The sequence below is a fragment of the Tenuibacillus multivorans genome, from assembly GCF_900103915.1.
GTDB lineage: Bacteria > Bacillota > Bacilli > Bacillales > Alkalibacillaceae > Tenuibacillus > Tenuibacillus multivorans.
In genome coordinates, this window is sequence record NZ_FNIG01000008.1 from 72937 (window position 1) to 98093 (window position 25157).

Below are 25157 nucleotides of genomic sequence, written 5' to 3' on the forward strand. Positions count from 1 at the left end.
ATTTTGTTTGCATTATACTCATTTTTTAGTTCACTTCAACTCCAACTTCGCCACACTCTCAACATGCACCGTCTGCGGAAACATATCCACTGGCTGAATCTCTCCCACCTTATATCCGTACTTCACCAAATACTTTAAATCACGCGCCTGTGTCTCCGGGTTACAGGATACATACACAACCCGCTTCGGCTTGAGTTTAACCAAGCTAGACAAGAAGGCTTCATCACTCCCGCTTCGTGGTGGGTCCATAAACACCACATCTACATCTTCACCGTGTTCCGCCATTTGTACCATGAACTCCCCAGCGTCACCTTGATAGAATCGGGCATTTTTCACACCATTACGCTTTGAATTCCGAATGGCGTCGCGAACGGCATCTTTATTGAGCTCTACGCCAATGACCTTACCAGCTTGTTGACTTGCCACTAAACCTATCGTACCGATCCCGCAGTATGCATCCACCACGGTTTCCTCTCCAGTTAGCTCTGCCATTTCAATAGCCTTAGTATATAGTTTTTCTGTCTGAACAGGATTAATCTGATAGAAGGATTTCGCTGAGATTTCGAATTCCAATCCACAGAGGGTGTCAGTAATGGTCCCCTTTCCGAATAGCACTTTTTCCTGATTCCCCAGCACCATGCTGTCATTCCTTTTATTGACGTTCAGCAGTATGGTCGTAATTTCTGGATGGGCCTTTCTTAGTGCTTTAACGAAATTATTCTTCCCCTTGAACATAGGTGAAGCAGCTACCAGCACTACCATGATCTCACCGCTCTTCTTTCCGACTCTTACCAATACGTGTCGCAAAAAGCCCCGCCCATTGTCTTCGTTGTAAGGCTGCATTTTAAAGGACTTCATCATCCCCTTGATGGTTTGAATAATCTCATCCGCTTTTGGGTCATGGATGATGGACCTTTCCATTGGTATTATCTGATGAGTATTTTCGGCGTAAAGCCCACTAATAATCTGTCGCTTTTTATTCATACCGAATGTCATAACATTTTTGTTTCGGTAATCATACGGATGTTCCATGGTTATAATGGGCTCCGGCTTTCCGAAAGGCTTCATTAGTTCATCTATGATGTTCTGTTTGAAACGCTTTTGGGCCTGCTCATTCATGTGCTGAATCTGACACCCCACACCCTCGTTGTAAGATAAACGCGGTAAATTAGCGCGGTCTTCTGAAGTGTTAATCACCCGCTTCAGCTCGGTGTTAAAAAAGCGTCCTTTTTTGGACACGAACACCTCGGCTGTTTCACCAGGCAACAGATTAGCTACCTCAAGCTGCTTCCCTTTCCACTGTATAATACCTTTACCTTCACTTGTCAGTCCTGAACAGGTTACTTCAATGGTTACCCTTTTCTTGCCACGCTGGTGCTTATCGGTGGTATTGGGCTTGCCCTGGGATTTTTCGTTTTTTCGGTTTCCTTGCGGTGAGGATTGTTTGCTATTCTGTTTTTTAGAATGATGTGGTTTCTTTCTAGATTTTTTATATTCGCGATTCTTTTGTTTAGTCATAAGACTCTACCCCAACTCTTCATATACTTTGACATTCCATTATAAACTACCCAAAGCAGCCCGTAAAATGTATTAATGTAATATCGATGCCTAAGCTTTTGGGTTCTTGCTTATCAAAAAGAGGAATTCACAGACCATGACACGAAATTAATACATATAATGAAAGGAGAATTTTATGAAAACACCTATAGCAAAAAGCATAGCATCCCTCACCCCCATGAATTGCATGGTGATGTACGCGAAGACGATTTTTATTGGCTGAGGGATCGCAACAATCCGGATGTCATTGATTATCTAGAGGAAGAAAATCGGTACTATGAAGAAATCATGCGTCCATTGGAGAAACATACGGAACAAATTTATCAAAGTATGGTTGACCGTGTTCCCGATTCAGAAGTGGAAGTGCCGGTGCAGCATGGTCCATTCTTCTACTATTCCCGCTTGGACAAAGACAAGCAATATCCAATCTATGCACGCAAGCGTGCTGCAAGCCGCAAACTTCTGCCAGAAGCAACAGAGGAAGTGGTACTCGATCTAAATGAGCTAGCCGTCGAGGGTGAATATTTAAACGTGACAGTACAGCGTATGAGTACCGATCATAACCTTCTCGCTTACTTAGAGAATCGGGATGGTTCGGATCGGTTTACCGTCTACATAAAAAATATGGAGACTGGTGAGCTTCTTCCAGACCGAATTCCGAATGTCTATTTGTTTGGTAGTTTGGAATGGAGCCGCTGTGGTAAATATATTTTTTACGTTACCGTTGATGAACAACAACGTCCGTACCGGTTATGGCGGCGTCGTTTGGGAAGTGACATAAATAGTGATGAACTACTTTATGAAGAAAAAGACACGACGTTTACATTATTCATGACGAAATCACAAAGCGGTAAATTTATCATAGTTGATTCAAGTTCGAAAACGACGAGCGAGATCCGTTTAATAGATGCAGATTCCCCGTTATCCCCTTTACAGCTGTTGGATGAACGGCGAGATGGGATAGAATATGATGTCGAGCATTGGGGTGATGACCTGCTCATACTGACAAATGAAGAGGCGTTGAATTTTCAGCTACTTCGTTGTCCTCTCAATGATTTAGATTCACGGTATAAAATTATGGGGTATAATGAGGATCGCTATCTTCAAGCCATGTACCCGTTTCGAGACACGTTGCTTATCTTTGGCCGGGAGAACGGATTGACACAAATCTGGGTACTACGCGATGATGAGTTAGAGAAAATCGAATGGGATGAACCCCTCTACACGGTTTCGGTAGTATCCGACCAAAGCTATGAGGCAAAGGAAGTATTAATTCAATATGAGTCCCATCTCACGCCAAGAACAACTTACAGGCTAAATTTGTTGACTGGTGAGAAGCGATGTTTACAAGTTGATCCCGTCAGCGGGCACTATGATTCTTCTAGCTTCCGTCAAGAGCAATTATGGGCAGCAGCCGATGATGGAGTCAAAGTTCCAATGACTGTTGTCTATCGTGAAGGGGCGCTAAAATCTGGCCCTGCTCCGTTGATTCTGAATGGATATGGGTCGTATGGAGCAAACAGCGATCCGCATTTTAATCCGTATCGCCTCCCGCTATTGGACAAAGGAATTGTATTTGTCACAGCGCAAGTGCGCGGTGGTTCAGAAATGGGGCGAAATTGGTATGAAGAAGGGAAAATGCAGCATAAACGAAACACATTCACCGATTTTATAGCTGCAGCGAAATACCTTATTGAGCAGGGCTATACAACCCCAAGCAAAATGGCAGCCCGCGGAGGCAGTGCTGGAGGCATGCTCGTAGGTGCAGTAGCCAATATGGCAGGAGACCTATTTCAGGTCGTTGTTCCTGAAGTCCCTTTCGTCGATGTCGTCACAACCATGCTAGATGAAACGATTCCCCTTACCACCTTGGAATGGGATGAATGGGGCGATCCACGAAAGCGAGAGGACTATTATTATATGAAGTCCTATAGTCCGTACGATAATGTGGAAGCAAAAGACTACCCACATTTGTATATAACAACTGGTCTAAACGATCCACGAGTCGCTTTTTGGGAGCCGGCCAAGTGGGTTGCACGTCTAAGGGCCATGAAAACCGATGATAACGTCTTGGTGCTCAAAACAAACATGGGTGCCGGCCATTTCGGCGCATCAGGCCGTTTCAACCACTTGAAGGAAGCCGCGGAATGCTATGCATTCATTCTTGATAAGCTTGGTATTGCTATCGAATAACAAATCCCCGGTAATCGGGGATTTATTATTCTGTGTTTACAATTCTGTGCAAAGGAGGAGTAAACGATGGACAAATTGGGGACTAGGTTACAACTTCAACTCCAACCTCGTCACGCTCTCAATATGATTACTTTGCGGGAACATATCCACTGGTTGAATTTCTTTTGCCTCATATCCACCATCAGCTAAAATCTTGATGTCTCGCGCTAATGTTGATGGATTACAAGAAACATAGACAATCCGCTTCGGTTTCATCTCAATCATCGCCTTTAATAGCTCCTCATCACAGCCTTTTCGTGGTGGATCCACGACAATCACATCCAGTTGCAATCCTTGAGCACGCCACCAAGGCATCACCTTTTCAGCTTCTCCTACAAAGAACTCTGCATTTTCAATATGATTTCGTTTAGCATTATCTTTTGCATCATCCACGGCTTGTGGGACGACTTCTACGCCGTACACTTTTTTCGCGTGCTGAGCTAGAAATAGTGAAATACTTCCGATCCCACAGTAGGCATCAATAACCGTTTCACTTCCCGTTAATTCGGCATACTTTTGAACTTGCTCATACAGTTTTTCTGTTTGTCCAGGGTTGACCTGGAAAAAGGAATGAGCTGATATCGCGAATTCTAAATCACCAATTTTATCAATGATGACATCTTCACCCCAAAGAGTTTTGGAATTGCGTCCCATAATGACATTCGTCTGCTTTGGATTCACATTATGGATAATGCCTTTGATATTGGAATCGAGTTCTCGAATTCGTACAATCAGTTCTTTCACTCTCGGAATGTCTTTCGTTCGGGTCACTAGAACGACCATAATCTCATTAGTATGATAGCCAGCACGTACGACAATGTGACGAATCACGCCTCGGTGATTTTTTTCATCATAGGGTTCAATCCCAAGGTCTTCAATAATGCCTCGCATTTCCCGCACGATGTGGTCATTAGCTTCATTTTGCACAGGACATGTGTCCATATCGATAATCTGATGACTTCGTTTTTGATAAAATCCTGTAAGGACGCGTCCATCTCGTTTACCGACTGGGATTTGTATTTTATTACGATAGCTCCATGGGTCATCCATAACCATAACGGGATGAACGGGAACATCTGACATATGGGCAATTTTGTGCATGACATCTTGTACCTGTTTTTGTTTCATCTTGAGCTGACGTTCATACGTCATATGTTGGATCTGGCATCCACCGCATTGATAAAAGACTTCACACGGAGGCTCAATCCGATCCTCGCTTGGTTCAATGAGCTCAACTAACTTCCCGAAAGCGATGTTCTTTTTTACCTTGACTACTTTAACCTTAGCTTTTTCTCCAGGTAGACCGTATGGGACAAATATGGGATAACCGTCTATTTTACCCACGCCATCACCTTCGTGCGTTAAGTCGACAAATGTTAAATTTATGTATTCATTTTTCTTCACGGGTGCCGTTCGTTTTGCCATGTCATCCGTCCTTTATTCGTTCTATTAATATTATAAGCGAATGGCTTACTTTAATTAAAGTTAGAGCCTGTGGTTTATGTGGAATTTTATATGATTTACGGGGAAAATATTCTATTTATGGGGAAATTATCTTTTTTACGTGGAATTTATTAATTTTATGGGGAAAATCTGAAATTTACGTGGAATTGGCTCTAATAAATTAAAAGAGGCCTAATCACTAGGCCTCTAATTCCTCTTTTGGTAAGAAAAATTCAATATGCTTATGCAATACTTCAAATTTCCCAGGTAATGTACCACCATATTCACCGTCAAGGTTAAGCTGCATCGTCTCCTCTGGGATAACTTTTACTTCATTTGTATGAGCATATATGACATTTTCATCTTCAATATGACTTCCACGCAATGCTTTATTTGCAAGTAGGACTAGCTCGGCTAGATTAATTTTTTTTAAAATCATTAAATCAAAATAACCATCATCCATTGTAGCGTGGGGAGCTAATCTTTCAAATCCACCGACAGAGTTAGAGTTCGAGACAAGAAACAGCATAATTTCTTCTTCAAGAACTTCATCGTTATATTCTATTCTTACCTTAGATGGTTTAAGTGACGGTAGCATTTCGATTCCTTTTAAGTAATAAGCTAACTGACCCAAGACGGTTTTCAGTTTACTTGGGACTTCATATGTTAATTCAGTTAGTCGACCACCACCTGCGATATTCATGAAATGATGGTCATTGACCTTTCCGATATCTAATCTCTTCGTATAGCCATCTATAATAATATTTAACGCTTTTTTCAAATCCCGTGGCACGCGTATCGCACGGGCAAAGTCGTTTGTGGTACCCATAGGTAGGATTCCAAGCTTTGGTCGGTATATTTCTCTCGCCATACCATCGATGACTTCGTTGACGGTACCATCTCCGCCAGCTGCGATGACAATATCATACTCTCGTTCACACGCGACTTTTGCAGCATAAGTAGCATCGCCTTCTCCAGTTGTTGCATGGGCTGATGCTTCATAGCCTGCCCGCTCTAATCCCTCTAAAACGTCTGGTAGTGCTTTTCGCATAGCTTCTCGGCCTGATGTAGGATTATAAATGATACGAGCTCGTTTCATGTTTCTCACCTTCAGTCTATACTTATATTTCTACTATAAGCATACTCCTATTTGAAAGATATTGGAAGGCGTTTATACCCATTCTAATATTTCAATTCTGTTACCAAATGGATCGTGAACATAAATTCGATTCGCACCTGGTAGTTTATCGTCTTGTTGATATGAGATTTGTTGCTGATCTAGATGGTTTATAAACTCGTTTAATCCCTTTATTTCTAAAGCTGGATGTGCCTTTTTCGCTGGGTTAAAGGGTTCTTCAACCCCAATATGGATTTGGATATCTCCACATTGAAACCAAACACCTCCATTTTTCTTTAAAGCTTCAGGCTTTTCAATTTCTTCAAACCCTAACGCTTCACCAAAAAATTGTCTTGCCTCATCCTCCGAACCTCTTGGTGCGGCTAGCTGAACATGGTCGATTTGTTTAAAAGTAAACGTCATCTTCCAGCAACTCCTCTCCCTTGTTTTATCGTTTATCCATTTCTCCAAGTAAAATTTTATTTACCATTGGTGGGTTCGCTTGCCCTTTTGTCTTTTTCATCACTTGTCCGACTAAGAAACCAAGCGCACGGTCTTTACCGTTTTTATAGTCAATAATCGATTGTTCGTTTTCGTTTAATACTTCTGTAATGATCTCGCGCAGTTGACCTTCATCAGAAATTTGGACGAGTCCTTTGTCTTTAACGATTTTTTCCGGGTCGCCACCTTTTTCGATAAGCTCAGAAATGACTTTTTTCGCAAGCTTAGAGGACAGAGTCCCTTTTTCAATGAGCTCAATCATTTTCGCTAAGCTTTCAGGTGTTAAGGCTAAATCGTTTAATTCTTTTTGTTGTTTATTCATATAACCCGATATGTCACCCATAAGCCAGTTCGTAGCTTGCTTCGGATCCGCTCCTTTAGCAATCGTTTCTTCAAAGAAATCGGACATTTCTTTTGTATTCGTTAGCACCATGGCGTCATAATTATCTAAGCCTAATTCATCGATATAACGTTTGCGTCGTTCATCTGGCAATTCTGGAATGGACTGACGGACACGTTCCTTCCACGCTTCATCAATATACAGCGGAACTAAGTCTGGTTCTGGGAAGTAACGATAGTCATCAGAGCCTTCTTTTACGCGCATTAAAATCGTCTCTTTTGTTTTTTCATCAAAGCGTCTTGTTTCTTGTAACATTTCGCCACCTTGACGGAGTACCTGTTCTTGGCGTTTTTCTTCAAATTCAAGTCCTTGGCGTACAAAGTTGAATGAGTTTAAATTTTTAAGCTCTGTTTTAACCCCAAACTCCTCTTGTCCAATTGGGCGGAGTGAAATGTTTGCATCACAACGTAATGAACCTTCCTGCATCTTCACATCCGAAACGCCTGTAAATTGTATGATATTACGAAGCTTTTCTAAATAAGCATATGCTTCCTCAGGCGTACGCATGTCAGGTTCTGATACGATTTCAATCAACGGTGTCCCTTGACGGTTATAGTCGACTAAGGAATAACCATCGTCACCGTGCGTTAATTTACCCGCATCTTCCTCTAAATGTAGGCGTGTGATTCCGATTTTTTTCTTCTCGCCGTTCACCTCAATTTCAATCCAGCCGTTTTCACCGATTGGCTTGTCAAACTGAGAGATTTGATAAGCTTTCGGGTTATCAGGATAGAAATAGTTTTTACGGTCAAATTTAGTATCGGTCGCGATATCACAATTTAAGGCCATAGCCGCACGCATCGCGTAGTTAACCGCTTCTTCGTTTAAAACGGGTAAAACGCCTGGGTATCCCAAGTCAATCGGGTTCACGTTCGAATTGGGTTCATCACCAAATGCGTTCGGACTTGGGCTAAATATTTTCGATTGAGTTTTTAATTCAACGTGTACTTCTAAACCTATTATCGATTCAAAATTCATGACTTGGCACCTCCAAGTTGTGGCTTTTCTTTATAGTAACCGGCTGCTTGTTCGTAGGCATGTGCCACTTGATAAACTGTACTCTCATCGAAGTGCTTCCCAATGATCTGTAGACCAATCGGCATGTTGTTTTCTGGATGGAATCCACACGGCACCGAAATTCCAGGAACACCTGCAAGGTTTACCGGAATTGTGATAATATCGTTCGCGTACATCGTTAGTGGATCTTCAATTTTTTCTCCAACCTTAAAGGCTGTTGTTGGTGCTGTTGGTCCAATGACAACATCATATTCTTCAAAGATTTGATCGAAATCCTGTTTAATTAACGTTCGAACCTGTTGTGCTTTTTTGTAATAAGCATCATAGTAACCTGAGCTTAGTGCAAACGTTCCAAGCATAATACGACGTTTAACCTCTTCGCCGAATCCTTCACTACGAGAAAGATTAAACATTTCCATCATATCCTTCGCTTTTTCTGAGCGTTTGCCGTAACGGACGCCATCAAAGCGTGCGAGGTTTGCTGATGCCTCAGAAGACGCAATCATGTAGTATGTCGCGACAGCATATTTGGAGTGAGGTAATGAAACCTCATCCCACTCAGCACCTTGCTCTTCAAGAACTTTTAGCGCTTCTTTTACCTTAGCTTGAACGTTTTCATCAACGCCTTCACGGAAGTACTCTTTAGGGACCGCAATTTTTAACCCTTTAACATCTCCTGTTAACGCTTCAGAATACTTCGGAACATCCACATTCGCACTCGTTGAATCCATTTGATCTTGTCCTGAAATGACTTCTAAAATCCGAGCATTATCTTCGACCGTACGTGTAATAGGTCCGATTTGGTCTAATGATGATGCGAATGCTACTAAACCAAAGCGTGACACGCGGCCATATGTAGGCTTCATACCAACGACACCACAGTATGATGCTGGCTGACGGACTGACCCACCTGTATCAGACCCCAATGCAAACGGAACTTGTCCAGCTGCGACACTTGCAGCAGAACCACCACTCGATCCACCTGGAACATAGTCGGTATTCCAAGGGTTACGCGTTGTTTTCATGCTCGAGTTCTCCGTCGATGACCCCATCGCGAACTCATCCATGTTTAATTTACCAATATTAACGGATTTGGCATCGTTTAGCTTTTGGATAACTGTTGCATCATAAAGAGGATCATCTAAATTCGATAAAATTTGGCTGGCACAAGTTGTGCGAAGACCTTTTGTGACGATATTATCCTTTATCCCAATTGGCATACCGAAAAGCGGGAACTGATTGGCATCGACTTCTGCTTCATCTAATGCCTTTGCTTGTTCACGTGCGTTTTCTTCATCTAACGTTAAAAACGCTTGAATTTGATCATCTGTTTCGTTAATTCGCTTATAGGATTCTTCAACTAAATCCGAAACGGTGATTTCCTTGTTATTTAGTTTCTCTTGCAGTTCTTTAATTGTATAATCGAATAGCGACATCTCGACTTAACCTCCTTAATCTAAGATTGACGGCACACGGAATTGACCATCTTGTTTGTCTGGTGCATTCTTCAATGCATCTTCTTTTGAAATCCATTCTTTTGGTTCATCTTTTCTCAATACATTTTTCATATCTAAGACATGTGTTGTCGGTTCAACGTTTGTTGTATCGAGTTCATTTAACTGTTCAGCAAAATCAATAATATCACTGAGCTGTTCACTATACTTTTCAGCTTCATCTTCTGTAATCGCCAGTCGCGCTAGGTTGGCGACGTGTTTAACTTGATCTTTTGATATTTTTGACAAAATCCTGCACCTCCGTACAAATTAACTCACAATACTATTAATAATAGCAAACCATAGCTTGCTGTGACAATATTTTCCCCAGTAACATTCTAACACTAAACGCCAATGAAATAACATCTTTTGCAATTTCTAATACAAAAAATCTAACCTACGTTAAGGTCAGATTTTTTACAAAGGAACATCATGTGTCATATGAGGTGAAGCGTTGATAAATTCTTTAAGTGTATCGTATTTTCTTTCAGCTTCTTGATAGCCTTGTTGATATAAGAGTTCAAGCTTGTCTTTATTACGTTCCAGCCGACCCGATTGAAGTGGCTCTTCTGGTTGTATAATGAATACTTCATTATTCTTCTCTAATTCCAAGAGTCGTTGCATCGTCTGATTATATTTCACATGTCGATCACGTAGTAATGTTACAAGTTCTGGCTTTTGTTTAAATATACGTTTAAACAGCCAGTTAAGTTTAGAGCCTTTTTTGATATAACCTCGATTCCTCGTCAAAACAACGACATTTTTTCTTATTCCACGATCGATTAAAGGTTTAATCGGAATTGGATCGGAAACGCCACCATCCATGAGTTCATATCCTTTGTATTTAACGCTTTTTGCTAAAACAGGTAACGAGCAAGAAGCTCGCGCGATGATTAATAGTTCTTCCTTCGATTTATATTGATCAAAAAAGATGGGATTTCCAGTTTCAATATCGGTCGTCCCAATCATAAACTGTGTCTTAGACTTTGAAAAGGCGTCATAATCTAAGGGAATAAGCTCATTCGGAATCGTTTCAAATAGATAATCCATATTAAAAATCTCTTTGTCACGGATCCATCTTTTAATAGAAATAGATTCTGAATTATTCCCTAAAGCCTCTAATATACGATAATTACGATTCCGCTGCTTTGCGATATATGAGCTTCCAATCAGCGATCCTGATGAAGCCGTGGCGATATAAGGGAATTCAATATTTTGATCAAGAAGAAAATCTAGTACACCTGCTGTGTAGGCACTTCTCATGCCTCCACCTTCTAACATGAGTCCAACTTGCTTTGCCAATTATGTTCACTTCCTCTTAAAACCTCTTACTCTAGTATATCAAGAAAAGTTATAATATTGTATTTGGGCAGCTGGTAAAAATTTTTTAATAAAAAATTTAAAATATTCAACACAATCGTGAATTTTTGTCCTATAATATTTAGTAATCCGAAATAATTTTTATTGGGGAGGATTTTGATATGGTAAAAACAAGATTAAACCGCTCTGAAGTACCTGAAGAACAGACATGGAAGGTTGAAGACCTTTTTAAAGACAACGAGGAGTGGGAAAAGGCCCTAAAAGAAGTTGAAGAACTCGTCCCTAGTGTGACTAAATATAAAGGGCGCTTAAATGAGGGGGCTGATGTGTTCTTCGAATGTTTAGAAGCTCGAACCAACATTCAAGAGAAAATCGTCCATGTGGCAACTTACGCTAACCTGCGTGCGTCAGAAGATGGGACAAACCCTGAAAACCAAGCGAATTCTGGTAAACTAGCATCGACATTAGCCCAAGTCGGCGCTTCCTTATCGTTCATGGAGTCTGAAATTTTAGCATTACCAGAAGGAACGATCGAACAATACTTAAAAGAAAATGATGACCTAAAAGTCTATGAAAACTACCTCAACGATTTATTAGAAGAAAAACCTTATACACTATCTCCAGAAACCGAAGAAGTTTTAGCATCATTAAGTGAAGTACACGGTTCCCCTTATACCATCTATCTGCGCAGTAAGTCATCAGACATGGAGTTTGATAACTTTGTCACAGAAGATGGCGAAGAGCATTCTAACTCGTTTGCCTTATTCGAGGATGAATATGAACTTTCCCCTGACACAGATACTCGTAGAAAAGCTTATGACTCCTTTGTTAAAACATTGAGTCAATATCAAAATACGTATGCGGCAACCTATGCAACTGAGGTTAAGAAACAAGTTCAGCTATCCCGTGTTCGTGGTTATGATAATGTGACACAAATGCTTCTTCAGCCACAGAAAGTAACCGAGGAAATGTATCATAACCAGCTTGATGTCATTCAAAAAGAACTAGCACCTCACATGCGCCGTTTTGCTAAACTAAAGAAAAAAGTTCTTGGTTTGGATAAAATGACATTTGCGGATTTAAAAGCACCACTTGACCCAGAATTTAATCCGAAAACAACTTATGAAGAAGTTAGTCAAACTATTTTAGAAGCGCTAAGCGTCATGGGTCCTGAGTACACTGACATTATTAAAAAAGGTTTGTCTGAACGCTGGGTTGATTATGCTGATAACATTGGTAAATCAACCGGAGCATTCTGCGCTAGCCCATACGGCTCCCACCCGTTCATTCTATTAACTTGGACAGGGGCGATGCGTGGCGGCTTCATTTTAGCCCACGAACTAGGACACGCAGGACACTTCTACTTAGCAAACCAAAATCAGCGCATTTTCAACACTCGTCCATCAACTTACTTTATTGAAGCACCTTCCACGATGAACGAGATGCTATTAGCAGATCACCTGCTATCAAATAATGATGATCCACGCATGCGCCGCTGGATTATTTTACAATTACTCGGTACGTACTACCACAACTTTGTGACACACTTATTAGAAGGTGAATTCCAACGCCGCGTTTATGATTTAGCCGAAAAAGGCGTACCATTAACTGCCAGCACCCTTAAAGAACAAAAAGGTGAAGCACTAGCTAACTTCTGGGGCGATGCAGTTGAATTAGATGAAGGCGCAAAATTAACTTGGATGCGTCAGCCGCACTATTACATGGGATTATACCCATACACTTACTCAGCAGGCCTTACCGCATCGACATTAGTTTCACAAATGATTAAAGAAGAAGGCCAACCAGCTATTGATCGCTGGCTAGACGTATTAAAATCGGGCGGAACTAAATCGCCATTAGAATTACTAAAACAAGCAGGTGTTGACATGTCGACTCCAGAACCAATCCAAAAAGCAGTTGGATACGTTGGGTCACTCGTTGACGAATTAGAAAAAAGCTATGAAGAATCAGTAACTCAATAATTAAAGGGTCGCCCTAATTCTAATCGAATTAGGGCGTTATTGTGGTAGGTTGATAGTTGATTTGGTGTCGCCAATCTAGGGTTTGGAGCCGCCAATTGATTTCTCTATCGGTGTATGTTCATCTTCTATCAGTGTTTTTCTTGATTCTATCGGTGTATTTGTGCGTTCTATCGGTGTATCTTCCACTTCTACCGGTGTATTTCTGCGTTCTATCGGTGTATCTTCCACTTCTATCGGTGTATTTATTAAAATAATAGATAAAGTAGTGAAGGAAAGGAGAAACAATTATGAACAAAGTCATGGTCTCATTCAGTGGCGGTAAAGACTCCATGCTAGCTTTACATAGACTGGACCACGATCCTAAATACAAAATCGAATATTTACTCATTACGATGAGCGGGGAGTATGAACGGAGTAGTATCCACGGTATTCGTGACGAACTAGTTGATTTGCAGGCAAAAGCTTTAGGCTTTCCAATTAAGAAGGTTTACTTACCGAAAAATTGCACTAATGAACAATATGAAAAAGCTATGAATGACGTGATGTTTGAAGCTGAGCGTGATGGGATCACTCATGTTGCTTTTGGTGATATAAATTTAAAGGATATTCGTGAGTACCGTGAAAATAATTTGGCGAAGGGAGCGATTCAACCTATCTTTCCAGTTTGGGGAGAGTCAACGCAGTCGTTAATGAATGAATTCCTGAAACTAGGATACCAAACGATTATTACAACCATTGATCCGAAAAAGGTTCCCAATGAGTTTCTTGGACAAGTGATTAATCAATCATTAATCAATCAGCTTCCTAACGATGTAGACCCTTGTGGAGAAAATGGGGAATTTCATACATTTGTGATCGATGGTCCATTATTTAAAGTACCTATTCCTGTTAAAGTTAATGACCGACAAGTTGAGCAATCGTTTTATACCTATCAGGACTTGACTGTAAACAACTTCGGATCATAATGATAGGCCATAAGTTTTAGGCTTGTCTAGAAATACTATCGCACTACAATAACTGAGACTTTAGATTGAGGCTTTCAATTATCTTGATTTCAAAATACAGAGAACAACTGACATGAAGGCATTTTTAGCACTTTTATAATATAACAACAGTTATATTATAAAACTAGTACTATTGAATTATTGAAAAAATAAACTAAAATCATTGTTACCATTTAATCATGCGAGAATATTGTGAATATTGTTATAATTGAGCCAAGCAGTTTACAAAGCAAGGTAGTGGTGGGTGCCCTTGTCCTGTCGTTTGGGCTAAAACGGTGAAAGGAGGGGTTATAAATGAGGTATTACGAAAGTGTTTTTGTAATACTGGCGGTAATGGGCGGATTCTTGTATACATTAGATACGCCAATTATCGTAATGCCAATCGTACTGTTCATTGGCAAAGAAGAAGCTGCCTTGCTTTTAGCGGAAGCAAGACAGCGTGTCAAAATAGCATAATGTGTTTCCGTTAGCCACGATCTTGTGGCGTAAACTGCATAAAGGGGAAGGAAGTGCTTTCGCATTTCCTTCCCTTACCCATTTTATACATCTCTCATATAATTATAACTTATTTTTTAACCGAATGAGATTACTTTTTTATAACATTTCTGAAACCGTCTTACCTTGCATGAAGTTGTAAAGGTAATCAGGTCCACCTGCTTTTGAATCTGTACCAGACATGTTAAATCCACCGAATGGGTGATAACCTACAATTGCTGCTGTACAACCACGGTTGAAGTATAAGTTACCAACGTGGAAGTCTTCGCGAGCAATTTCTAAATGGTTACGGTTATTTGAAATAACAGCACCTGTTAGTCCATATTCCGTGTTATTAGCAATATCAATCGCTTCATCGAAGTCTTTCGCTTTGGTGAATGCGACAACTGGTCCAAAAATTTCTTCCTGCATAATCGTTCCTTCTGGATCAACATCTGCAAAAATAGTTGGGTCGATGAAATAGCCTTTAGAGTTGTCGCCATTTCCACCATGTGCTAATTTTCCTTCATTTTTACCCGTTTCAATGTAGCCCATAATCTTGTCATAAGCACCTTGGTCAATGACTGGTCCCATGAAGTGATTGTTATCTGTTGTATTACCAACATCAATACCTTTTGTTAATTCAACGACACGGTCTAGTAAATCATCATATACGTCCTCATGCGCCACAACGCGAGAACATGCTGAACATTTTTGACCCTGGAATCCGAAAGCTGAGTTCATAACTGATTCAGCTGCTAATTCTAAGTCACAATCGTTATCTACAACAATCGTATCCTTACCACCCATTTCAGCCACAACACGTTTTAGCCATTTCTGACCTGGCTGAACTTTTGCGGCTTTTTCATAAATGCCTGTTCCCACTTCACGCGATCCTGTGAAGCTAACAAAACGAGTTTTCGGATGTTCAACTAAGTAGTCACCGATTTCTCCGCCGCTACCAGGAATATAGTTAATAACACCTGCTGGCATACCTGCTTCTTCTAACACTTCCATAAGTTTATACGAAATAACAGGTGTTGCACTAGCTGGTTTTAATAGTACTGTGTTACCTGTAACCATTGGAGAAACAGCTGTACCACACATAATTGCGAATAAGAAGTTCCATGGTGAAACGACTAAACCAACACCTAATGGAATGTAGCTAAAGCGATTATTTTCAACCGGACGGCTATTAATTTCTTTACCTTCTGCAATTTCTAGCATTTGACGTCCATAATATTCTAGGAAATCGATTCCTTCTGCAATATCAGCATCCGCTTCCTTCCACGGTTTACCACCTTCATGAATGATCCAAGCACTGAATTCATGCTTGCGGCGGCGGACAATCGCAGCTGCACGGAATAAAATATCGGCACGCATTTCTGGTGTTGATTTTCTCCACCAGCCAAATGTTTCATCTGCAACCTGCATAGCCTTTTCAGCTAATTCCTTATCAGCTTTTGATACATATCCAACGACTTCATCCTTTTTAGCCGGATTCGCCGATTCAATTTTGCTATCCGTATAAATACGTTCTCCACCAATGATAAGTGGGTATTCTTGACCTAGTTCTTGTTTTACTTGGCTAAGAGCTTCTTCCATTTCTTTTTTGTTTTCCTCGACGGAAAAATCTGTAAACGGTTCGTGACGGTATGGTTGTACCATGTTAAAGCCTCCCTATAAACTATTATTATCGCTATTGTAGCGCTTCCATTGTCTATTTTAAACGAAATCTGAAAGTCAATCAAATTGAAAAAAATCTATTTATTCATAAATATGTGTAATCGGCTCTTCTTCACCAGCTTCCCTAATCAGTAAGGCTTCTTGTTTGCTTGGCGATTCAACAGTCACTTCTACATCGTAATTATTAGGGAAATGTTCCAAAATTAATCCGTATAAATGTTGCGTTAATCCAATGACTTCCTGTTTACCGTAAAACTCAATTGGAATATTAATAGACAGCTCCTGTAATTGATCATTAATGTAAAAACCTTTACCGACAACACCTATATAATTGGGAAAATAATTTTGAACACTTTGAGAAAATTCACGCATCGTTTCGGATTGTTCATAGTAATCGGTTTCTGCTTCATTAGATGGGAATAATACATAATTTTCATTGATCGTTTCCCATTCATTTACCGTTTGCTCTAGCGGTTCAACTTCTGCTTTAGCTACATAATTACCCGGTGTAATAGCATTTGTCTTATTTTCACGATATAGTGCAACCATTATAGGTACCTCTTGTAGTTCTTCTATATCACGAATTCGTGATAATAAATTTTCCGTTACTTCCTTACCGGTTTCTAGCATCTCTTCCATACTGATTTCGGTATAATAAGTCGTTCCTCCGATTTCAGTTTGAAAGGCGTACTCTGATTTCAAAGCAATCCCTAGTGTAATTCCAGCAAGTTCCACACGATTCTCTTCACCGCGCACCAAATAATTATGCTCTAATACGTGTGAAAAAACACGTGGATTCTCTTCATGATACTCTTTATCAGGGCTATTCTTATCTGCTGGATTTAAATCGTCAATCCAGCCTAAAATCATATCCTCGGTCAAATACTGTCCTTCCTGAAATAAATACTCTTCAGGATCAAAGGTGCTTTTGGCATGACGAATTAATCCTTGTTCTAATTCATCAATATCGTATCGGTTTGAAACCTGATTGGTAATCACACCTCTTGCTGCACTAGGTTGATAAGGCAGAATGGTTTGATATTCATTTTCCGAAATATTATTTGGAACTATAAACCGCTGTTCCTCATCTGTTTCTTCCGTATTATCTTGTATAACCTCTTCTTCCGTATCATATTGCGGCGCACATCCTGATACGACGATCAATACGGTGAGAAGGATGGCCATTCTCTTCATATTTCCCACCCCCTAAGCATTCAATGCTTCTATTAACTGTTGTTCATTCCAAACCTTAACGTCCAATTTTTTTGCTTTATCTAATTTTGAACCAGCATCTTCTCCAGCGATTAATAAATCAGTATTCTTACTAACACTGCCCGTGATTTTACCGCCTAATGATTCAATCTGTTCCTTGGCTTCACCGCGTGTTAATGATTCTAATTTTCCAGTTAAAACAACCGTTTTTTCATAGAATGGAGAGTCACTACTCGCCTCTGTTGTTGAACCTAAATATTCCATGTTTAAACCAAGTCTTTGCAAGTCTGAAAGTAATGTTTTGGCCTGTGGTTTTTCAAAATAAGCCGCAATTGACTCAGCCATTTTGGTTCCGATTTCCGGAACGTTTTCAAGCTCTTCAACCGTTGCGTTCATTAAACGATCCATTGTTTTAAAATGAGCTCCTAATGTATCGGCTGCTTTACTTCCAACATAACGAATACCTAGACCAAACAGTAACCGCTCTAAGGAATTTTCTTTAGATGCATTAATCGCCTCTAATAGGTTTGACACTGATTTTTCACCCATACGTTCTAGCTTCAATAAGTCATCGGGATTTAATTGATATAAATCAGCAATCGTTTGGATTAATTCGTTGTCAAATAGCTGCTCAATCACTTTTTCGCCTAATCCATCAATATTCATCGCGTTACGGGAAACAAAGTGGATTAAACCTTCTTTAAGCTGAGCCTCACAGTTAGGGTTAATACAACGCCAGGCAACTTCGTCATCTATTTTTTCTAATCGACTACCACAAACCGGACAGTTGTCTGGCATTCGGAAAAGTTTTTCATCACCAGAGCGTTCATCTTCTACAACGCGTACAACTTCCGGAATGATGTCACCGGCTTTTTTTATCACAACTGTATCGCCAATACGAATATCCTTCTCAATAATTAAATCTTCGTTGTGCAATGATGCCCGTTGTACCGTTGTTCCAGCAACCTGTACTGGCTCTAATATAGCAGTTGGCGTAACAGCTCCCGTCCTCCCAACGCTTAATTCAATATCATGTAAAGTTGTAATCGCTTCTTCAGCTGGAAATTTATACGCTATGGCCCAGCGTGGATTTTTCGCTGTAAACCCTAGCTCTTCTTGTTGATCCACTGAATCAACTTTGATGACGATACCATCAATTTCATATTCAAGCTCACTTCGCTTAACAGTCCACTCTTCGGTATATTGAATCACGTCCTCAATTGAATCAAAGGTGCGTGTTTCTGGATTTGTTTTGAAACCTAATTTTTTAAGGTAGGCTAACCGTTCACTGTGACTGCTGATCGAACCAGCTTCCCACTGACCGACACTGTAGACGAAAATATCGAGGTTCCGTTTAGCTGCTATCTTAGGGTCGAGTTGTCTCAGTGAGCCCGCTGCAGCATTTCTTGGATTGGCAAAAAGTTCTTCGCCATTTTGTTCACGTGCCTCATTTAATGCTAAAAAGGATTTTTTCGGCATAAACGCCTCACCGCGAACTTCAATCGTTTCCTCTTCATTTATTTTAAGTGGTATGCTTCGAATCGTCCTTAAATTATTGGTAATATCTTCACCAGTTCGACCATCACCTCGTGTCGCACCTCGAACAAATCGTCCATCTTCATAACGCAATGAAATCGCAAGCCCATCGATTTTTAGCTCACAAACATAGCGGTAATCACTGACACGTTCGCGGACACGACGATCAAAATCACGTAAATCGTCTTCACCAAAAGCATTACCCAGACTAAGCATTGGAACTTCATGATTAACCTTTTCGAACTTATCGAGTGGCTGTCCCCCCACGCGTTGGGTTGGTGAATCCTCGGTTACGAACTCTGGAAACTGTTCCTCCAACGCGATTAATTCATGGAGTTTTTGGTCATAAACGTGGTCCGGTACAGATGGTCGATCTAACACATGATATTCATAATTATACTGACGTAATTCATCTCTTAAAGATTCTATTTTCTTTGTAGCTTCTTCACGATTCATGAATGCCACCTCTTTATTCGATTTTGTTAATAGGTGCAAATTGTGCTAATAAACGCTTCACTCCAACTGGAGAAGGGAAAGCAATATCTAATTCAATATCCTCTCCGTCTCCTTCAACCTTAACAACAGTACCTTGGCCCCATTTTTTATGTGCTACCTTATCACCTGGAGACCAGTTTTGTGGTGATGTCGGTTGATTCTGCATTTTGCGAGCACGGCGTTTCGGTTTAGGTTGCTCCTGTTTATTTGAAAGCTCATGAATAGCTTGGTCAAAGCTCCCACCAGCTTGGAAGGCCATACCACTAAGTGTCCCTTCCCGTTCGACGAGTTCACTTGGAATTTCACCAATAAAACGACTTGGCTGATTGCTTTGGGGTCGGCCAAATATCGTACGTGATGAAGCATAAGTTAAGTACAATAACTGCTCAGCACGTGTAATTCCAACATAAGCCAAGCGTCGTTCTTCTTCCATCTCCTCTTCTTCAAAAAGAGAACGACTATGTGGAAAAATATTTTCCTCCATTCCAATTAAAAAGACAATCGGAAACTCTAGCCCCTTAGCAGAATGTAACGTCATCAAAGTAACCTTGTTATCTGTTTCAACGTCTGTTTGATCCAAATCCGACACTAACGCCAGGTCGGTTAAAAAGGCAATTAAAGATTGGTCGTCATTCGTCTCCTCAAATTGTTGCGTGACCGTTTTAAATTCATCTAAGTTTTCTAAACGGCCTTGTGCCTCAATGGAGCGATCCTTATTCAATTCCTCTTCATAACCTGACCGTGTTAAGACCTCTTGCACGAGCTCCGTCACACTTAAAAATTCTTGTTGCTTTTGCCATTGCTCAATAAGTTGGCGAAAAGCATGTATTTGGTTGACGGCTTTCTTTGAAATACCGGCAAAATCAGATTCCAAAATAGCGTCAAATAATGATTGGTCACTCATTTCGGCATGCATCTGTAATTTTTCAATTGATGTTTTCCCAATGCCACGCTTCGGGACATTAACGACTCGAGTTAAACTGATGTCGTCATGTGGATTGGCTATCAATCGTAAATAAGCAAGTAGGTCTTTAATTTCCTTACGATCATAGAACTTTGTCCCACCGATGATTTGATAAGGGATGTCTGATTTCATGAACACATCCTCCATCGCACGCGATTGGGCATTCGTTCGATAAAGAACCGCAAAGTCACGGTATTCGCGATTTCCTTCTTCGGTGATCTCCTGAATTTGATCGACGACATAGCGTGCTTCCTGCCTTTCATCGAAAGCTTCAAATATGCGAATTTTAGTACCATCTGGATTATCGGTCCAAAGCTTCTTCGGTTTTCTTGATGTATTTTTTTCAATGACATCATTCGCTGCTTGTAAAATCATTTTCGTCGAACGATAGTTTTGTTCAAGTAAAGTCACCTTCGCATTAGGATAGTCTTCTTCAAATGATAGAATGTTATAAATGTCTGCTCCGCGCCATTTGTAAATGGATTGGTCGGAATCGCCAACTACACACAGATTTTTAAAACGTGAAGCTAGCATATTAACTAATTGATATTGCGCTCGGTTCGTATCCTGATACTCATCAACATGTATGTAATGAAAACGATTTTGATAAAACTGCAAGACTTCTGGTACCCGTTTAAACAAATTAATGGTTTCCATTATTAAACCATCGAAGTCGATCGCTTGGTTCTTTCTTAAAATGGCTTCATAAGATTCATATAATTGCGCGATGGTCTCTTCAAAATAATTATTAGCTTCTTCTTTAAATTCTTTTGGCGTTTTCAACTGATTTTTTGCACCACTAATTGTAAAAAGCACGGTCTTCGGTTCAAACTTTTTCGGATCTAAGTTATTTAAGCGGAGTGCTTCTTTCACAACAGATAACTGATCGGTCATATCATATATCGCAAAATTCCGGTCAAGTCCGATGCGATCACCATCACGACGCAAAATTCTTACACACAGTGAGTGAAACGTCGACATAATAATATCCTTCGCATCTTCACCAACTAAATTCTCAACACGTTCTTTCATTTCACGGGCAGCTTTATTTGTAAACGTAATCGCCAGCACATTATAGGGATTAACATCCTTTTCTGATAGAAGGTAAGCAATCCGATGTGTCAAAACCCGTGTCTTACCACTTCCAGCACCGGCCATAATGAGTAAAGGTCCCTCTGTATGTTTAACCGCTTCCTGTTGCGGTTCATTCATGCCACTTAAAATTTCATTAGCTGTTAAACTCACGTTAAACCCACCTTTAATTCAATTTCACTTTTTTCACAGCATGTACCGTTCGTAACGCTGCTTTAATATCCTCATATATAACATTACCAACTACAACAATATCAGCGCTTTCTGCCATTTCAGTTGCCTGTTGTTTCGTTTGAATACCGCCACCGTAAATTAACAGCGCATGATCTAAAGTATCATGCACATTTTTTACTAATTGCGGTTCTCCGTAAATCCCACTATATTCTAAGTAAACAAACGGTAGACGCATTAACTTTTCTGCAGTCTGCGCATAAGCCAGAACGTCTTCTTCATTGGTAGTTTTCGCATTCGTATATTGATAAGCCTTTGAATCAGGATTTAGCATGATGTAGCCTTCTGCTAAAAGCTCGTCCCATTCAATGAACTCACCATAAGCTTTGACCGCTTCTTGATGTAAACCAATAATCCATTCACGATTATCACTATTTAACACCATGGGGATTAAATAAAAATCAAAGCCTGGTGTAACAGACTCCAAATTTGATACTTCTAAGACACACGGTACCGTAAATCGTCTCACGCGCGCTAGTGTGTTCAGAACATCATCTAATGTCACATCATCTGTCCCACCGACAATAATAGCATCTGTTCCTGATTCACATAGTGCTTCTAAATCTTCATCTGATATTTCTTTATTTGGATCCAGCTTAAACACATGTCGCCACTGTCGATAGTCTTCGATCACTTTCATTCCTCCAACTGACTTCTTCGCCTTCTCATTATATCAGAAATAAGGTCCGAGTTTCACCGTTTCATCAAGATATAAGATAAAGTTTTTATTGGGTATTTCATTAGTTTATTAGGGTTTTCAGTAAAATTATTTGGGTGTTTTCAAATTTTATCAGGGTATTTCTAAATTTTATTTGGGTATTTTTCATTCATGCAACGCTCACATAAAAGTTGAGAAGCGTCGTACAATATGCTAATATAAGGTAGCAAATTACATATAAACTATGAAGGGTTAATAGTAGCTAGGCTCTATGCTCAAAGCGATTCAGGGATGGTGAAAGCCTGAAAGCAAGGTTTGGCGAAACGGCAACCTGGAGTTTTTCGTTCTGAAAGTGGGCATGCCTAAGCATGTCAATCAGGGTGGAACCGCGGGAAATACACTCTCGTCCCTGGGCTAGATTGGCCCACGTGGATGAGAGTTTTTTATTTAGAATAAGATTAAGATGAAGGAGGCCAAAACCATGGCAAAAAATATGGAAGAGCTCGTTAATCACGCTAAACACCGTGGATTTATTTTTCAAGGCTCGGAAATTTACGGTGGCCTAGCGAACACTTGGGACTACGGTCCATTAGGTATCGAAATGAAGAAAAATTTAAAAGAAGCTTGGTGGAAAAAGTTCGTTCAGCAATCCCCTTATAATGTCGGTTTAGATGCAGCCATTTTAATGAACCCAAAAACTTGGGAAGCATCTGGACACCTAGGTAACTTTAACGATCCAATGATTGATTGTAAGGATTGTAAGTCTCGTCACCGTGCCGATCATTTAATTGAAAACCATTTTGAAGCAAAAGGAGAAGAACGCGTCGTAGACGGTATGTCTTTTGATCAGCTTGAAAAAATTATTGAAGAAGAAGGAATCACTTGCCCAAATTGCGAATCTGATAACTTTACCGGAATTCGTCAGTTCAATTTAATGTTTAAAACCCATCAAGGGGTAACTGAAGATTCTTCAGATGAAATTTACATGCGTCCGGAAACGGCACAAGGTATTTTTGTCAACTTCAAAAATGTGCAACGCTCAATGCGGAAAAAGCTTCCATTCGGAATTGCACAAATCGGAAAAAGCTTTCGTAACGAAATCACACCAGGTAACTTCATCTTCCGTACCCGTGAATTCGAGCAGATGGAAATGGAGTTTTTCTGTAAGCCTGGTGAAGAAAAAGAATGGTTCACTTACTGGTTAGACTTTTGTCACAATTGGTTACTCAATCTAGGCCTAGATTCAGAAAAAGTTCGACGCCGTGTACACGATGAAGAAGAGTTATCACATTACAGTGATGCGACAACAGATCTTGAGTATCTATTCCCATTCGGTTGGGGTGAGCTCTGGGGTGTTGCATCACGTACCGATTATGATTTAAAGCAGCACGCTGAGCATTCCGGTGAGGATATGGAATACATTGAACAACAAACGAATGAACGTTATGTTCCATATGTCATTGAGCCGGCATTAGGTGCCGATCGTTTAGCTCTTGCCTTCCTAGCAGACGCTTTCCAAGAAGAAGAGCTTGAGGATGGTTCAACACGTACCGTCATGAATTTCCACCCAGCGGTTGCACCGTATAAAGTAGCTGTTTTCCCACTTTCGAAAAAGCTGTCAGAAGAAGCGCAGGAAGTTTTCGCTGATTTATCTCAAGACTTCATGGTCGACTATGATGAAGCAGGCTCAATTGGTAAACGTTATCGTCGTCATGACGAAATCGGTACACCGTTTTGTATCACGTATGATTTTGATTCTAAAGATGACGGTCAAGTTACCGTTCGTGACCGTGATACCATGGAACAAACACGTATGCCTATATCTGAACTACAATCCTTCTTACAGGAAAAAGTTAAATACTAAGATTAAAGCCTCTATCGCAGAATGATAGAGGCTTTTATTCAACCAAAATGATAAAATTGGAGTAACAGCACTTAAAGGAGAATTAATAATGCAACAAAAAATAGTACAATGGCTTTACATAGGAGCTGGTGGCGCTTTAGGTACACTCTTAAGAGGAGGTATCTCTGAAGCTATCACTACACCATTCGCCACTTTATTCGTCAATTCAATTGGTAGCCTACTACTCGGCGGAATGACTGCATATTTATACATACATAGTCAAAACAAGGGCCATCTGATTTTCGGGATTGGGTTTTGTGGTTCATTTACAACAATGTCCATGTTTGCTGCTGATGCTACACAATTATGGATGGGTGAGACTTACATTGACTCCATGGCTTACATTGGGGGCTCTGTGATTAGCGGTATCCTACTCGCATTTTTCGGATTTTATATACTGAAGCAATGGCTAGAAAAGAGGGTTAGCCAATGAACCTAATATTAATAGCACTAGGTGGGGCATTGGGTTCGATAGCCCGTTTCGAAGCCGCTAATCTTTTTAAGAAAAATAGTCATTTTCCTTATTCAACTCTAATTATAAACTTAATGGGATCTGCCTTACTCGGGGTTTGCTTTGCAACTTTATTAAAAACCAGTTCATGGTTTGTTTTTTTGGCTGTTGGCTTTCTCGGTGCTTTTACGACCTTTTCAACCTTTAGCGTCGAAAGTATGAAACTGATCCAACAACGTCAATGGCTTACACTCACACTCTACCTCATAACGACCATCATCGGCACCATCCTCGCCTTTAGTATCTTTTTCTTAATTTTTAAGTAAAACACTTTCCTCCTAGGGGAAGGTGTGTTATCTTTTATTTATAATAATTATAAATTAATAACT

General features: G+C 40.2%; 21 protein-coding genes. 7 read left to right on the top strand and 14 right to left on the bottom strand.

Annotated features, from left to right (window positions below; all coding sequences use genetic code 11):
* Positions 1 to 30: 30 nt before the first annotated feature.
* Positions 31 to 1518: a 23S rRNA (uracil(1939)-C(5))-methyltransferase RlmD gene (gene rlmD / locus BLP77_RS12135; RefSeq protein ID WP_093857402.1), complete on the bottom strand. Its 1488-nt coding sequence runs from the start codon at positions 1516 to 1518 to the stop codon at positions 31 to 33.
* 159 nt (positions 1519 to 1677) lie between these two features.
* On the opposite strand from rlmD (BLP77_RS12135), the gene BLP77_RS12140 reads away from it, so the two are divergent.
* Positions 1678 to 3750 carry a S9 family peptidase gene (locus BLP77_RS12140; RefSeq protein ID WP_093857403.1) on the top strand — a complete coding sequence of 691 codons (2073 nt, stop codon included), beginning with the start codon at positions 1678 to 1680 and terminating at the stop codon, positions 3748 to 3750.
* A gap of 87 nt (positions 3751 to 3837) precedes the next feature.
* Here the strand turns inward: BLP77_RS12140 and rlmD (BLP77_RS12145) are convergent, their stop codons facing one another.
* From rlmD (BLP77_RS12145) to BLP77_RS12175, 7 genes are all read right to left on the bottom strand, one after another.
* Positions 3838 to 5214, bottom strand: a complete 1377-nt coding sequence (rlmD, locus tag BLP77_RS12145) for a 23S rRNA (uracil(1939)-C(5))-methyltransferase RlmD (protein ID WP_093857404.1) — start codon at positions 5212 to 5214, stop codon at positions 3838 to 3840.
* A gap of 217 nt (positions 5215 to 5431) precedes the next feature.
* Positions 5432 to 6331, bottom strand: coding sequence for a diacylglycerol kinase (locus tag BLP77_RS12150; protein ID WP_093857405.1), 900 nt, complete (start codon positions 6329 to 6331; stop codon positions 5432 to 5434).
* Between the two features lie 72 nt (positions 6332 to 6403).
* Positions 6404 to 6772 (bottom strand): VOC family protein, encoded by a 369-nt coding sequence (locus BLP77_RS12155; RefSeq protein ID WP_093857406.1) that lies wholly within the window; start codon positions 6770 to 6772, stop codon positions 6404 to 6406.
* 25 nt (positions 6773 to 6797) lie between these two features.
* The gene (gene gatB, locus BLP77_RS12160; protein ID WP_093857407.1) at positions 6798 to 8228 is read right to left on the bottom strand and encodes an Asp-tRNA(Asn)/Glu-tRNA(Gln) amidotransferase subunit GatB; all 1431 of its coding nucleotides are present in this window, start codon (positions 8226 to 8228) and stop codon (positions 6798 to 6800) included.
* The gene (gene gatA / locus BLP77_RS12165) at positions 8225 to 9703 is read right to left on the bottom strand and encodes an Asp-tRNA(Asn)/Glu-tRNA(Gln) amidotransferase subunit GatA (RefSeq protein ID WP_093857408.1); all 1479 of its coding nucleotides are present in this window, start codon (positions 9701 to 9703) and stop codon (positions 8225 to 8227) included. The genes gatB and gatA overlap by 4 nt, the downstream gene beginning before the upstream one ends.
* Before the next feature lie 15 nt (positions 9704 to 9718).
* Positions 9719 to 10009 (bottom strand): Asp-tRNA(Asn)/Glu-tRNA(Gln) amidotransferase subunit GatC, encoded by a 291-nt coding sequence (gene gatC / locus BLP77_RS12170; RefSeq protein WP_093857409.1) that lies wholly within the window; start codon positions 10007 to 10009, stop codon positions 9719 to 9721.
* Between the two features lie 168 nt (positions 10010 to 10177).
* Positions 10178 to 11062 (bottom strand): patatin-like phospholipase family protein, encoded by an 885-nt coding sequence (locus BLP77_RS12175; protein ID WP_245686875.1) that lies wholly within the window; start codon positions 11060 to 11062, stop codon positions 10178 to 10180.
* A gap of 179 nt (positions 11063 to 11241) precedes the next feature.
* Between BLP77_RS12175 and pepF the strand changes: the two genes are divergently transcribed.
* The gene (gene pepF, locus BLP77_RS12180) at positions 11242 to 13062 is read left to right on the top strand and encodes an oligoendopeptidase F (protein WP_093857410.1); all 1821 of its coding nucleotides are present in this window, start codon (positions 11242 to 11244) and stop codon (positions 13060 to 13062) included.
* A 75-nt stretch (positions 13063 to 13137) separates the two neighbouring features.
* Here pepF and BLP77_RS15660 read toward each other — a convergent pair whose 3' ends face one another.
* Positions 13138 to 13347, bottom strand: a complete 210-nt coding sequence (locus tag BLP77_RS15660; protein WP_176753065.1) for a hypothetical protein — start codon at positions 13345 to 13347, stop codon at positions 13138 to 13140.
* Between the two features lie 2 nt (positions 13348 to 13349).
* On the opposite strand from BLP77_RS15660, the gene BLP77_RS12185 reads away from it, so the two are divergent.
* A complete protein-coding gene (locus BLP77_RS12185; protein ID WP_093857411.1) occupies positions 13350 to 14027 on the top strand; it encodes a Dph6-related ATP pyrophosphatase in 678 nt (225 codons plus the stop codon).
* Between the two features lie 333 nt (positions 14028 to 14360).
* A complete protein-coding gene (locus BLP77_RS15885) occupies positions 14361 to 14522 on the top strand; it encodes a hypothetical protein (protein ID WP_176753066.1) in 162 nt (53 codons plus the stop codon).
* Between the two features lie 138 nt (positions 14523 to 14660).
* Here the strand turns inward: BLP77_RS15885 and pruA are convergent, their stop codons facing one another.
* From pruA to pcrB, 5 genes are all read right to left on the bottom strand, one after another.
* Complete coding sequence (gene pruA / locus BLP77_RS12190) at positions 14661 to 16208, bottom strand: L-glutamate gamma-semialdehyde dehydrogenase (RefSeq protein ID WP_093857412.1); 1548 nt, start codon at positions 16206 to 16208, stop codon at positions 14661 to 14663.
* Between the two features lie 99 nt (positions 16209 to 16307).
* Positions 16308 to 17420 carry a CamS family sex pheromone protein gene (locus tag BLP77_RS12195; protein ID WP_093857413.1) on the bottom strand — a complete coding sequence of 371 codons (1113 nt, stop codon included), beginning with the start codon at positions 17418 to 17420 and terminating at the stop codon, positions 16308 to 16310.
* Between the two features lie 12 nt (positions 17421 to 17432).
* The gene (gene ligA / locus BLP77_RS12200; protein ID WP_093857414.1) at positions 17433 to 19430 is read right to left on the bottom strand and encodes an NAD-dependent DNA ligase LigA; all 1998 of its coding nucleotides are present in this window, start codon (positions 19428 to 19430) and stop codon (positions 17433 to 17435) included.
* 13 nt (positions 19431 to 19443) lie between these two features.
* A complete protein-coding gene (pcrA, locus tag BLP77_RS12205) occupies positions 19444 to 21678 on the bottom strand; it encodes a DNA helicase PcrA (protein ID WP_093857415.1) in 2235 nt (744 codons plus the stop codon).
* Positions 21679 to 21691: 13 nt separating this feature from the next.
* Positions 21692 to 22387 carry a heptaprenylglyceryl phosphate synthase gene (gene pcrB, locus BLP77_RS12210; RefSeq protein ID WP_143001440.1) on the bottom strand — a complete coding sequence of 232 codons (696 nt, stop codon included), beginning with the start codon at positions 22385 to 22387 and terminating at the stop codon, positions 21692 to 21694.
* Positions 22388 to 22895: 508 nt separating this feature from the next.
* On the opposite strand from pcrB, the gene BLP77_RS12215 reads away from it, so the two are divergent.
* The 3 genes from BLP77_RS12215 to BLP77_RS12225 all read left to right on the top strand — a co-directional run bounded on the left by BLP77_RS12215 (position 22896) and on the right by BLP77_RS12225 (position 25094).
* Entirely contained in the window at positions 22896 to 24278 is a 1383-nt protein-coding gene (locus tag BLP77_RS12215; RefSeq protein ID WP_093857417.1) for a glycine--tRNA ligase, read from the top strand.
* 88 nt (positions 24279 to 24366) lie between these two features.
* Positions 24367 to 24750 carry a fluoride efflux transporter FluC gene (locus BLP77_RS12220; RefSeq protein WP_093857418.1) on the top strand — a complete coding sequence of 128 codons (384 nt, stop codon included), beginning with the start codon at positions 24367 to 24369 and terminating at the stop codon, positions 24748 to 24750.
* Entirely contained in the window at positions 24747 to 25094 is a 348-nt protein-coding gene (locus tag BLP77_RS12225) for a fluoride efflux transporter FluC (protein WP_093857419.1), read from the top strand. The genes BLP77_RS12220 and BLP77_RS12225 overlap by 4 nt, the downstream gene beginning before the upstream one ends.
* Positions 25095 to 25157: the final 63 nt, after the last annotated feature.